The following is a 12,780-nucleotide window of genomic DNA, read 5'->3' on the forward strand; positions in this document are numbered from 1 at the left end:
TTATTTCTTATTAAATAAACTTACTACTACGGCAACTGCTGTAACCGCAATAGAAATAGCGGTCAGATAAAGGCCAGTATTGGGGTTTTGTTTTGCTAAAACATCTTTGGTATTGTTTGAAGAAACAATAATAGCATCCCCTTGCTTCAGGTTATAATAAGGAGAATTAATGAGATTGGCATCCCGAATATTAATACGGCCATGAGAAACAACGCCATTTTCTGTTCTGATCACCAATATGTCCTCTCTTTTCCCATATTGCGTCAGGTCACCAGCCATACCTAATGCATTTAAAATAGTTGCCTGCCCGCTTGCTATAGTATAGTCTCCCTGTCTGCTGACTTCTCCAAGTACTGTAACTTTAAAATTCGAGAGCCTGATATTAATTGTTGGGTTAATAACATATCTCGTCATTTTTTCTCTAAGTTCGTCTTTAAAAGCTGTCAGACTTTTATCCGATGTATTCAGTTTACCTAATATAGGAAAATCAATATCTCCATTTGCATCTACAATATAAGTTGGTCCTGACAGTATTGTCGCTCCTTGATTAGGAGTATTTCCGCCGGCCATAGCATTTGTCTGGATAAGTTCTGAGGAAGAATAATTCTGATTAAAAGGTTTTACAACATCCATATCTTTTGCTGTGATCAGAATAACCAACTGATCCCCAACCTGGATTGTGTTTGCTGAATTTTTAGCAGATGCGTTAATTGCAACCTGTTCTATATTCTGCATATAATTTAAATCATTCTTAGCATTGGGGTTCACTTTGCAGGAAATCACCAAAGAGGACACCAATACTAATGCTAATATTTTTCCTTTCATTATCTTGTTAAATTGTGCAAATATACATTTATATTTTTTTCCTATTTATCCAAAGCCTCATAAATTGAATTATTGCTTCGGAATTCCGGCACTATTGTTTTAAGAATCCTTACAACCTCCACTTTATCCCTTCGCAGGGAAGCCTTGGTAATTTCTTTAGTAAGCTTGTCTATATCTTCAAATCCCATTGAAGGATCTTTAGAAATCATAATTTTGTCGTTATGAGTAGGAAGTGTTTTTGCATCGTCACTCAGGAGTTCTTCATAAAGCTTTTCTCCCGGTCTCAATCCTGTATAGATGATCTTAATATCTACATTAGGTTCAAATCCTGATAACTTTATCATTCTTTTCGCAAGATCAATAATTTTTACAGGCTCACCCATATCAAAGACAAAGATCTCACCTCCTTCTCCCATTGTTCCGGCCTGAAGTACCAGTTCACATGCCTCAGGAATCGTCATGAAATATCTTACAATTTCCGGATGGGTAATCGTTACAGGTCCTCCAGCTTCAATCTGCTTTTTAAAATGAGGAATTACAGAACCGTTGGATCCTAATACATTTCCAAATCTTGTTGTAATAAATTTGGTAACATTTCCTTCCACATTCTGAAGCGATTGTACAAAAAGTTCAGCAGCACGTTTTGAAGCTCCCATTACGTTGGTTGGATTTACAGCTTTATCCGTAGACACCATTACGAACCTGTTTACTTTATACTTGCTGGATAGTTTTGCAACAATCTTAGAACCTAATATATTAACAAAGATCGCTTCATGAGGGTTTTCCTCTACTAAAGGCACATGTTTATAAGCAGCCGCATGATATACCATTGAGAAATTATAGGTCTGGAAAAGAGATTCCATCCTGTGATGATTGGAAACATCTCCTAAGACAAATTTGAAAGCGATATGAGGGAACTTTTCTCTCATTTCAAGTTCAATTTCATAAAGTGGTGTTTCTGCCTGATCTAAAACGACAATCAATGAAGGATTGAAAAGAGCAACCTGTCTTACGATCTCACTTCCTATGGATCCTGCTCCACCGGTTACTAATACTGTTCTATCAAAATGTCTGCTTTTAACTTTTTCGTTCTGAATTTTAATAGGTTTTCTATTTAACAAATCTTCAATCTGAAGATTTCTAATAGATCCACCCAGATCACTGTCTCTCAGTTTTTGTACTGATGGTGCTTTAAAGACATTAAGATCTTTCTCTAAAAATAGATTCACCCATGAATTCATCTCATCTCTGGCCATCATTTCTTTAACAATAAGAACGCCGTCAATAATAAGATCTTCTTTGGTATTTTCTTCTATTTTTTCTTTTTCATAAATTGGCTTTCCTAGCAGAGATGCTCTTTTGGAGTCTGTTCTTTGTGTCAAAAAACCTACTACCTGATAAGGCAAACTCGGATTATCAAGAATAGCGCGTGCAATTGCAATAGATTGTTCGTCAATTCCCAATACCAGAATTCTTTTTTTCAGTGCGCTTCTTCTGTACTCTCTTACAATATGGAAAAACTCTTTCACATAAAGTCTGAAAAGAAATAATCCCATAAATGAAATTACAAAATAAAGCATCAGATAAGGAGTAAGGATAAACTTACTTCCTGTGATCCAGAAATAGCAGATGTTTATTGTTCCGATAGCCAGCATTGTGCAAAAACAGGATATCAGAAGCTTAAATAAGTCTATAAATGTGGAGTGACGTATAATCCCGGCATAAGTCTTGAAGACATACATAAAAGCAGCATTCACAAGGATAATAAAAGCGAAAATCAGGCTTTTATCATCATGATATATAAATTCCTGCTTGGTAATCTTTGCGATAATGTAAGTGGAAAGAAATAAAGATATTACAAGAATAATAATGTCTATTACAAGAATTATCCATCTAGGAAGATATCTTACGTCTGAGAGATTGACAACATTATCCCCTCCAAATATTGTTTTTCTAAGAGAATTGTACATTGTCTGTATTGGTGTTCATATTTAATTAAGTATAATATCTGATTATCCAAATCAAAGATAATTCTGATACAATCATGCAAAAATAAATAAATTTATTTCAATATGTTGAATCAAAAATAAATTTGATGTTATATTAATAAAATCTAACAATTTCATTTCGATACAGCTAAATCCAGAGACAAAAATCATACCATATAAACTCTTTATGAAGATGATATTTACCCTGTATAAATTCCTGATATCAGCTGTTTTTCTTTAAAATAATTATTAAATGTTTATATATCAATATTTTTCAATGAACTGATTGTTTTTTTTATATAAGTCATACTTCAAGTTTTTTTTTAATTTATTAATATTTAGCCAAAAATATCGATTATTTTCTCATATTCAAAACCTTTACTCATCAAATGTTTTATAGTTTTGGTTTTTTTTTGATATTCTTTCAAGCCAGTTTGTTTGATATAATAATTATCATAAATTTTTCTGATTATTTTTTCATAATCAGCATCATCAATTTCATCAAAACAGGAATTTATCAACTTCTCAGAAATCTGTTTTTGTTTCAGATTGATTTTAATTTTGGTTTTCCCCCAATGTTTGATGTAAAATTTCCCCCGGATATAGCTTCGGGTAAACCTTTCTTCGTTGAGATAATTTTCTTTCAGAAGAAATAAAATAATTTCTTCTTTCGCTTCATCAATAAGCAAAAACTCCCTCATCTTCTGTTCCACTTCGGCATGACAGCGATCCTGGTAAACACAGTAATTAACCAGTTTCTGCTTAATTTCATCGAAGGTATACGATTTCTTTTCCATTTGAATAAAAAAAGAATGAGCAATCCGCTCATTCTTTATATGATATTGGAATGTCTGTTAGTAATTGAACAGAGCTTTACCTTCCATTAATTCGTTCACTTTCTTTCTTACAGATCCAAGAACCTCTTCATTTTTGATATTGTCGACCACTTCAGAAATCAATCCTGCAATAGTATCCATATCGTTTTCTTTCAATCCTCTTGTTGTAATCGCTGCAGTTCCCAATCTGATACCAGATGTTGTAAATGGTGACTTATCATCAAAAGGAACCATATTTTTGTTACATGTAATATCAGCAAGTACCAATGCTTTTTCGGTTTCTTTACCGTTTACCCCTTTATTTCTAAGGTCTACCAGCATCAGGTGATTATCTGTACCACCACTTACGATATCAAAACCTCTGTCGATCATTGCTTTTGATAATGCCTGAGCATTAGCTTTAATCTGTTTTGCATAATTTTCGAACTGCACATCCAAAGCTTCCCCGAAAGCTACAGCCTTACCAGCAATCACATGCTCAAGAGGCCCTCCCTGAATACCTGGGAATACGGCTCCGTCCAGCACCTGGCTCATCATTTTGATTTCTCCTTTTGGAGTTTTGTGACCGTATGTATTTTCAAAGTCTTTCCCCATCATGATCATACCTCCTCTTGGCCCTCTCAGCGTTTTATGAGTAGTGGTAGTTACAACATGGCAGTGTTCGAATGGTGAGTTTAATAATCCTTTTGCTACTAAACCAGCCGGGTGAGCGATGTCTGCCCAAAGGGTAGCACCCACTTCGTCTGCTACTTCTCTGAATTTAGCATAATCTAAATCTCTGGAATACGCTGAGAAACCTGCGATAAGCATTTTTGGTTTTTCTCTCAACGCTACTTCTCTCATTTGGTCATAATCAATAAGACCTGTTTCCTGCTGAACTCCGTAAGAAACTACATTATATTGAATTCCTGAGAAGTTCACTGCAGAACCGTGAGTAAGGTGCCCTCCCATTGAAAGATCCATCCCCATGATTTTATCACCTGGTTTCAAAACGGCAAGATAAATGGCTGCATTCGCCTGAGAACCGGAATGTGGCTGAACATTCACGTAGTCAACTCCGAAAAGTTCTTTAGCTCTGTTGATCGCTAAAGTTTCAACCTCATCTACTACTTCACATCCTCCGTAATATCTTTTTCCGGGATATCCTTCAGCATATTTATTTGTCAGTACACTTCCCATTGCTTTCATTACATTTTCAGAAACAAAATTTTCTGATGCAATAAGCTCTAAACCATGGGTTTGTCTTTGTCTTTCCTTTTCAATCAGGTCGAAAATAATATCCATTTTACTTTTAGTTTTTGAAATTTTCACCCCAAATGTACGGAATTTTCATCGAGATTTCCCTATTGAAAAAATGATTTTTAAACACTAAAAAAAGAAAAGACCTATGAATAAATCCTATATTATGATTGTTCTAATTGCAGTAAAAAGCCTTTAAAATTCTTCATCTGACAGTTCCTTATTCACTATGGCTCCTGCAAAATTACCCTGTGCAACGGCATTGGCTACGGAGCGCATCATGGTTACATTATCTCCACAGGCATAAACTCCGGGAATGCTTGTTTTCTGCATCATATCTACTTTAATAAATCCCTGTTCTGTTATTTCACAGCCCAGATCATCAACATTGATATTTTGCTCAAAAAGAATTTTCGCATACAAAGCCTGTAAAGGAATTTCCTTTCCATTTTTGAAAATAATTCTTTGAATGAAGCCGTTCGTATGTTCTATACCTGCAATTTCATCTTCGTTAAGAATGATTTTATTCTGATTTAGTTTTTCAAGCTGTTCTTCGGTAAAAGCTGCTTTTCCATTCGTAAACAGCGTGAGATTTTTAGTCAGATTAAAAATCAGTTTCGAAAATTCGTAGCCCATATCTCCGTTGGAAAGAATTCCCGTAACCTCGTTTTTCACTTCATAACCATGACAATATGGGCAATGTATCACAGAAATCCCCCAGCATTCTGCAAACCCGGGAATATCCGGCATTGTATCTTTTACGCCTGAAGCAAGGATCAGTTTTTTAGCCTTAAATTTTTCACCGGAGGAAATTTCAACCTCAAAACCTCCTATCGTTTTTTGTGTTTTCGCTACAGTTCCGTTATAAAAATGAACTGTATTGTATTTTTCGACATCTTTTCTGGCTAGCTGTGCAATTTCTGATGGTGTTTTCCCATCGTGAGTGACAAAGTTATGAGAATGCGGAGTTTGTCTGTTGCAAGGTTTTCCGTTATCAATAATCAGGACATTTCTTAAAGATCTTCCCAAAGCCATTGCTGCAGATAATCCTGAATAACTTCCTCCTGTTATGATGACATCAAAGTTTTTGTTTTCCATAGTTTAGTTGATAATTGATAATTGATAATTGATAATTGATAATTGATAATGCAAAGTTAATCTAAAATCAATTAACGCAATAAAGTTGCAATAAAATTTATCTATTAGCTTTATCCTATCTGCAAATCATCATTTACAACTTTATTAAAAATTATTTCCACTCATTTTTAACTTCGATAATTTCGTCCTGAATTCTCTTGTTGATATCTACTTTCGCTCCCTGCAAACTGAAAATTGCAGTTCCTCTTTCTCTCGCGTAAGGATTGGTAATGGAATCTTTTAATGTTGCAATTTCAAAAAAGGAACCGGATTCTTTAAGTTCTTTTCCTGCTTCAGATGCCTCTTTAATCCTGATCACATTTTTATATTTTTTGCTTACATCTATCCAATTGATATAATCTGCATTAAATGACACCGCCACGACTCCCGCTTTTGAGTAATAATTAATAGCTCCGGTCTGTCCGTAATTATCACATAGGACCATGGTATTTCCGGTTTTTGACAATCTGGAATATTCTTTATCTACCTTTTGAGCCAGTTCTTTCCAACCTTGCATATCAGCAAAATCCTGTGGCAGCGGATGATCTTTTCCATCTTCCCAACGAAGAAGTCCTAATTTTTTATACTGGCTTTGGTGAGACACAATGTATTCAGGACTTTTATTTGGAAAAGCCACATTATACAAAGGCAGGAATAAAAGTATTGGAATAAGGATGCTAACCGGTTTCAAAAATCTTTTCCAGCCTTTTTCAAATGCATTTCCGAGAAAAACAGAACCAAAAGCAATATAAACAGGATAGAGTCCGATTGCGTAGTAATCTTTTGCTTTAAAAAACAAAAACAGAGTGATCGTGATGATATAGCTCCAAAAGAAAAACCTGTATTTTTCAAAAGGTTTGTATAACAGCAATGCTCCCCAGCCAGCAATAATCACAAAAATAACTCCGGCAAAAAATAAAATCTGGGATTTCATAAAATCCATTCTGTCTACATGTACAAGCTGCCGTTCAGAAAGCTCTTTCATATGATGAACAACCGGAAACTGATTCTGATACTGCCAGAGGAGATTTGGAAAAATAATAATTAAAGCTAAAAGAGCTGCCCAATATACATGAGGCTGCATAAAAACCTTCCTTTGCTCCGTCAATAATAAGGCAGGAATAAGCCCTAATAATGAAAAAGCAATATTGTATTTATTTAATAATCCGATTCCGACAATAACGGCTCCTGTGTAAAGCCACTTTACTTCTTGGGAATTGAAATATTTGATCAGGCTGTAATAAAGGAAAAGCCAGAGAAAGACCTCCAGAGATGTCGGCTGGAACAGCATATTGACCCGAAGAAGTACTGAAAATAATATTCCTGTAGAAGCCAGTATTTTAGCAAACAGGCTTCCCTTGAGTTCTTCCACAACTTTCCATGTAAGGACAATCGTCAATGCTCCGAACAGGGCTGGAAAAAATTTAACCCAAAATATGGAATTCCCCAACATTTTAATGATCCAGGCTATCCAGGAATTGGCAGGCGGAACCGAAAGATATCCCCATGCAGGATGATTCGCCTGATCAAGATGCAGGTATTCATCCCGGTGAAGCTCATACTCAGGGCTTATAAGAGAGTATTGAAGGGCAAATTTTGCAACGACAAAAAGAAACAGAATCCAATAGTCTTTTTTCATGGGATATAGTTTGGAATTTTAAAGATAAGACAGTTTCAACCTCTTTTCCGTTACAATATTATTTCAAATCTGTTATCAATAATTTCATTTTTTATCTTCTGAATATTGTCAGACCAATACTTTATTTCGTCATTCTTCTCAGGACATTTTTCTATAGGAGTCTTCTGGCAGGTAGCTAAATATTCCTGATATGTTTTCAATATATTATTCAGATACGTTTCATAGTCTTTAGGATTTCCAGGAATATACCCTATTCCATCACAGCCACATGAGTGAAAGCATTTCCCTGTTTTAAAAAGGCTTTCTATAATCTTCCATTCTTTGAGAGCTGTTTTTTTAGGGGCTTTAAAATCGTTCCCCATATCAGCCATCATACTGCTGCATTCAGGACATTTTATAGTCCGGTTTTCAATCTCTGAAACAATTTTTTCCAGCTCTTGTGTTCCTGCCTTTGTAAAAGCATATCCTACATTACGGACTGACTTCCCTGGTTCATGGTATACTTTTTCTTTTTCGATCCTTTTTATAATATCATAAGCATCCGGCTGTTTAAATGATTTCCGGCATTTGAAACAGACATAATGTGATTTATAAGTTTTCTGGGCGTAGCGACACATTTTTCATGGATTTATATAATTCAAATATAGGAATTTACACCTGCAAAATATTTTGACCTAAAAAAGAATCCCCGAGAAAAAAAATTCCTCAGGGATTCACAGTTTAAAAGTGTATAGTGTAGTTTATTATTTTTTATTCGCTTTTTCTTTAAGCTCTTCTTTGTCTTTATCAGATGGATTCCACACTTTAATTTCGGTGTCCTTTGTAATATTGGATCCCGGAAGAATCTGAACGTTGATCCCATCACTTGCTCCCAGTTTTACATATACTTTTTTGAATTTCCCGTCTTTTTGTTTCACTTCCACGAAAGGAACATCTTTTCCTTGTTTCTTTTCATACTGAATTAAAGACTCATCCAATAATAATGCATTTTTCTGAGAACTTAAAACAATTTCACCGTTGGCAGAAAAACCAGCTCTAATATACTCATTATTAGGATTAGTTACATTACCTTCTACCGGAAATTTAATAGTTCCTGCATTATCCTTACCTTTTGGAGCAATCATGGTTAGTTTTCCGGGGAATGTTTTATTCTGAAGAGCACCGATCACGATGTTCATATCCATACCTTCACTTAGCTTTCCGGCCTGGGCTTCATCAATTTCACCTTTAAAGATCAGAACATTCAGATCTGCCACTGAACAGATGGTAGTTCCGGCGTTAAAGTTGTTGGCTTCAATCACCTGACTTCCTGCTTTTACAGGAACTTCAAGTACAGTACCTGATGCTTTGGAACGGATTTCTGTAGTGGCCAAACCTTGTCCTTTAAGTTCAGGAGTTGCCCCTGTTTTAGCGATCTGCAATCTTTTTTGAGCGGTATTCAACTGCTGCTGGGCATTTTTCAAAGTCTGCTGCTGAGAGTACAACTGCTGCTGAGCGTTCAGATACTCCTGTTTAGAAGCTACTCCCTGCTTGTAAAGCTTATCCTGCATATCAAACTGCTTCTGCATGTTTCCTACATTCATCTGGGCATTACTGATCTGGATCTGTGCATTCTGAACTTCCTGCTGAGCGGCATTTACTTCAGAGATACTCGGAACAATTTTTACGGTAGCAATTAACTGCCCTACTTCTACCTTATCTCCTTCTTTTACTAAAATTTTATCTATAATCCCTGCAATGTTGGGCTTGATTTCAATTTCTTCTTTGGGAACAATTTTTCCTGTTGCCATTACTTTATCATCCATATTCTGAACGGTAGGCTTACGGGTAAGGAAAGCTTCTCCTTCTTTAGAGTTTGATTTGATAAGATAGCCAAGCCCTGAGAACAATGCCACTGCAAATAAAAGCCCTAATACTATATAAATGGCTTTTTTCCAGGTGAATTTCTTTTTCATATGTATAGTTTATTTTTTATTCAATAGATTGAAAGATTTAAAAAGGCTGATTCTCCATATTCTCTTATTTAAATCTTAAAATTGTTTTATTTTCAAATTAATTACTCTGTTCTTAATGCTTCAATAGGCCTGATCTTTACGGCTCTCTGTGCCGGAATCATCCCGATTATTAATCCCAGAATCACCATAACAGCCATTGCAGCAAATACGTTTCCGTAGTTCACTGTCGGATTATAGAAAGGAAATGAATCCTGACCCTGGGTAACCGCATTGAGAATCATTAATACAAAGATTCCAAACATGAAACCTATTAATCCCGAAGAGAGTGTAATGACAACACTTTCCAGGAGAATCTGATTTCTTACTTCCGCAGGCTTCGCTCCTAACGCTCTTCTGATCCCGATTTCTTTAGTTCTTTCTTTTACTGTAATCAAAAGGATATTTGAAATCGCAATGACTCCCGCAAGGATAGTCAGTGTACCTACAATGATTGTTAACAGCTGCATTCCTGTAAGGAAACCTGTGAGCTTTTTAAATTCTTTTCCAAGGTTGAAACTTCCGAAAGCATTGGTATCTTCAGGGGAAACTTTATTTTTGCTTTTTAAAACCTGTTTTACATCTTCTTCTACGGAATTGACATTGGCATTCGGCTTACTGACAATGGCAAACATGTCTATCTGATCTCCTGTATTATACATTTTCGTATAAGTGGAAAGTGGAATGAAAGCCGTTTGGTCATTTTCAAATCCTCCTCCTTTTTTTACCCGGAAAACGCCGATAACATTGAAGAACAGCCCTTTAATATTGATTGATTTTCCTATTGGATTCTCTTTTTTCTTGGAATCAAAGAAGTTTTTGTAAATCTCTTCTCCAATAACAACTACATTTTTATTCCCGGAAACATCGGCATCATTGATATAACGTCCGAAGATCAGTTTCTTTTCTGAAATTTTATTTCCCACAGAATAATCTCCGGTAAGCGAATAGGTTCCGTTCTTACCGTTTCTGGACATTGCTTCTCCGGGAGTTCCTGTAAAGCTTCCTCTCGCATTTTGCGGCGAGATATAATCTATGGCTGTTACTTTTCTTTTCAACATTTCCATATCGTTTAAGTTCAGATGAACTTCTCTTCCTTTAGGAAATCCTTCATAGGGAATTGATGTTTTTTGTGCCCACAGGAAGATTGAATTGGTGGCAAAACCGGAAAATAATTTATCAAAACCATTCTCCATTCCTTTTGCTGCTCCAAGAAGGCTTACATACAAAAACATTCCCCATCCTACACCGATCATGGTAAGAAATGTCCGGAGTTTATTATTCCTCAATGAATAATAAATTTCCTGCCAAGTATCTTTTTTAAATATGATATTCACCTTGTAGAATTATGAGTTATACATTATGAGTTATGAATTCCATCAATCTGCATTTTTGCCTTTTGTTTATATTATTCCGTCCTCAGCGCTTCAATAGGTTTGATTCTGGAAGCTCTGTATGCGGGTACAAATCCTGCGATCAGTCCTGAGAAAATCAGTGCAATGAAGGCCATAATAATGGATCCCCACCCTACACTTGGGTTTTTAATAAAAAACTCTTCAAGGCTGTTCCCGATAAGGTTTAAAGTCAAAACACCTATTGCGACTCCAACAAGTCCGGACACCACTGTAATCACAACACTTTCCTGAACAATCAGCCCTACAATTCCGCTTGGCTTTGCGCCAATAGCTTTTCGTACTCCGATTTCTTTGGTTCTTTCTTTTACGATATACACCATAATGTTACTGATCCCAATGATTCCGGCAAGCAGTGTTCCCAGCCCGATAAACCCTACAATTGCTGTAAGTACCGCCATAAACATGAATGTGTCGTTCATATTTTTAGCATTATTCCAGACACGGACACCGTTTTCATCATCAGGAGAAACATTTTTCCTTGATTTCAGCTTATCTTTAAGTTCATCTCCGTATTTAATGGCTTCCTGAGGAGTCAGTTTATCACTGTATGAGATATAGGCAATATTCACCGTATCGGAACCTTTTTTCATCTGCTGCAAAGTGGTAATCGGCACCGTGATATGTCTTTCATCCCAGTCTCCACCATCATCTGAAAATACGCCCACCACTTTAAACATAGTTCCATTGATATCCAGTTCTTTTCCTACAGGACTTCCGTTCTTGATCAAATCCCGCTGTACCATTCTTCCAATGACTGCCACATTTTGCTTTCCTTCCAGATCTCTTGGAGAAATATATCTGCCGTCTATCATTTTCCGGTTCTCAATCACCTGCTCTCCGGGTTCTGCTCCATGGATCTGATAGATTCCGCTTTCTTTACCATATTTCACCATTAAACTGGCATTGTATCTCGGGCTGGAAGCTCCTACATTTTTTTTCTCAGCGTTAATAAGAAAATCATAGTCACCATTATTCAGTGTAACGGTTCGGTCTGACTGCAGTCCTTTATAGGCCAATGTCGTTTTTCCGGTAGTAATGGTGATCAGGTTTTTGGCATCACCTGAGAATCCTTCAGAAAAAGCATTCTGAAGACCTGTTCCAATTCCAAAAAGTACGATGAAAATAAACAGTCCCAAAGCTACTGTAAACCCTGAAAGCACCGTCCGAAGTACATTACTCCGGATAGAACTGAATATTTCCTGCCAACGATCTAGGTCAAACATAGTTTTTATTTTTTTACTTTGTAAAAAAGTCAATTAGCTGCGCTTTCAATTTTCTTCGAAGTCAATTAACTTTATTGTCAATTTATTCTTCGCAAAACTTTAATTACGAACCTGACTGATTTTCACATTTCTAATCTTTTTTCAACATTTTACTTAACAAGATAAATGCTGTTTTTATTAAATTTCCAATTTTTGTTAATTCCTCTATTTTAATATAGTTACATTCTATAACGATATCAAAACAAGAATCCAACTCAATAACCGAACCTCTGGCAATTTCAAAATACCTTTTCCTTTCCAGTTCAGATTTTCTTGAACATCCTTCGGTAATATTTAATACCACTGAAGTAGAAGCTCTTCGTATCTGGTCGATTATGTTAAACTTTTCATGATCAGGAATCTTGGATAAAATTTTATAACATTCTATTCTTAATTCTCTGGCTGACTGATAAACATCAAGTTTATAATGGTTCAGATTTAAAAACAT

11 protein-coding genes are annotated in these 12,780 nt (G+C 35.8%); all 11 read right to left on the reverse strand.

Annotated elements, in window-relative coordinates:
- Nucleotides 1–825 (reverse strand): polysaccharide biosynthesis/export family protein, encoded by an 825-nt coding sequence (locus FFS26_RS11505; protein WP_110010033.1) that lies wholly within the window; start codon nucleotides 823–825, stop codon nucleotides 1–3.
- A gap of 41 nt (nucleotides 826–866) precedes the next feature.
- Nucleotides 867–2,795, reverse strand: a complete 1,929-nt coding sequence (locus FFS26_RS11510; RefSeq protein WP_110010034.1) for a polysaccharide biosynthesis protein — start codon at nucleotides 2,793–2,795, stop codon at nucleotides 867–869.
- A 356-nt stretch (nucleotides 2,796–3,151) separates the two neighbouring features.
- Nucleotides 3,152–3,610, reverse strand: coding sequence for a regulatory protein RecX (locus tag FFS26_RS11515; protein ID WP_137905084.1), 459 nt, complete (start codon nucleotides 3,608–3,610; stop codon nucleotides 3,152–3,154).
- Nucleotides 3,611–3,667: 57 nt separating this feature from the next.
- A complete protein-coding gene (gene glyA, locus FFS26_RS11520) occupies nucleotides 3,668–4,933 on the reverse strand; it encodes a serine hydroxymethyltransferase (protein ID WP_137905085.1) in 1,266 nt (421 codons plus the stop codon).
- Nucleotides 4,934–5,083: 150 nt separating this feature from the next.
- Entirely contained in the window at nucleotides 5,084–5,986 is a 903-nt protein-coding gene (locus FFS26_RS11525) for an NAD(P)/FAD-dependent oxidoreductase (RefSeq protein ID WP_137905086.1), read from the reverse strand.
- 151 nt (nucleotides 5,987–6,137) lie between these two features.
- Nucleotides 6,138–7,664, reverse strand: coding sequence for a glycosyltransferase family 39 protein (locus FFS26_RS11530; protein ID WP_137905087.1), 1,527 nt, complete (start codon nucleotides 7,662–7,664; stop codon nucleotides 6,138–6,140).
- 50 nt (nucleotides 7,665–7,714) lie between these two features.
- A complete protein-coding gene (locus tag FFS26_RS11535; protein WP_137905088.1) occupies nucleotides 7,715–8,281 on the reverse strand; it encodes a hypothetical protein in 567 nt (188 codons plus the stop codon).
- Nucleotides 8,282–8,407: 126 nt separating this feature from the next.
- Complete coding sequence (locus tag FFS26_RS11540; protein WP_171006293.1) at nucleotides 8,408–9,619, reverse strand: efflux RND transporter periplasmic adaptor subunit; 1,212 nt, start codon at nucleotides 9,617–9,619, stop codon at nucleotides 8,408–8,410.
- A 101-nt stretch (nucleotides 9,620–9,720) separates the two neighbouring features.
- Entirely contained in the window at nucleotides 9,721–10,992 is a 1,272-nt protein-coding gene (locus FFS26_RS11545) for an ABC transporter permease (protein ID WP_137905089.1), read from the reverse strand.
- A 71-nt stretch (nucleotides 10,993–11,063) separates the two neighbouring features.
- Entirely contained in the window at nucleotides 11,064–12,293 is a 1,230-nt protein-coding gene (locus FFS26_RS11550; RefSeq protein ID WP_110010042.1) for an ABC transporter permease, read from the reverse strand.
- 130 nt (nucleotides 12,294–12,423) lie between these two features.
- On the reverse strand, nucleotides 12,424–12,780 hold the full coding sequence (locus FFS26_RS11555; protein ID WP_062673974.1) for a four helix bundle protein: 357 nt from the start codon (nucleotides 12,778–12,780) through the stop codon (nucleotides 12,424–12,426).

Origin of the sequence: Chryseobacterium sp. 2VB, assembly GCF_005503635.1 — a bacterium.
GTDB lineage: Bacteria > Bacteroidota > Bacteroidia > Flavobacteriales > Weeksellaceae > Chryseobacterium > Chryseobacterium cupriresistens.

Bases quoted from the DNA above. Each gene is read 5' to 3' on its own strand.
- FFS26_RS11505 (WP_110010033.1), bottom strand. From the start codon at position 825: ATGAAAGGAAAAATATTAGCATTAGTATTGGTGTCCTCTTTGGTGATT.
- FFS26_RS11510 (WP_110010034.1), bottom strand. From the start codon at position 2,795: ATGTACAATTCTCTTAGAAAAACAATATTTGGAGGGGATAATGTTGTC.
- FFS26_RS11515 (WP_137905084.1), bottom strand. From the start codon at position 3,610: ATGGAAAAGAAATCGTATACCTTCGATGAAATTAAGCAGAAACTGGTT.
- glyA (WP_137905085.1), bottom strand. From the start codon at position 4,933: ATGGATATTATTTTCGACCTGATTGAAAAGGAAAGACAAAGACAAACC.
- FFS26_RS11525 (WP_137905086.1), bottom strand. From the start codon at position 5,986: ATGGAAAACAAAAACTTTGATGTCATCATAACAGGAGGAAGTTATTCA.
- FFS26_RS11530 (WP_137905087.1), bottom strand. From the start codon at position 7,664: ATGAAAAAAGACTATTGGATTCTGTTTCTTTTTGTCGTTGCAAAATTT.
- FFS26_RS11535 (WP_137905088.1), bottom strand. From the start codon at position 8,281: ATGTGTCGCTACGCCCAGAAAACTTATAAATCACATTATGTCTGTTTC.
- FFS26_RS11540 (WP_171006293.1), bottom strand. From the start codon at position 9,619: ATGAAAAAGAAATTCACCTGGAAAAAAGCCATTTATATAGTATTAGGG.
- FFS26_RS11550 (WP_110010042.1), bottom strand. From the start codon at position 12,293: ATGTTTGACCTAGATCGTTGGCAGGAAATATTCAGTTCTATCCGGAGT.
- FFS26_RS11555 (WP_062673974.1), bottom strand. From the start codon at position 12,780: ATGTTTTTAAATCTGAACCATTATAAACTTGATGTTTATCAGTCAGCC.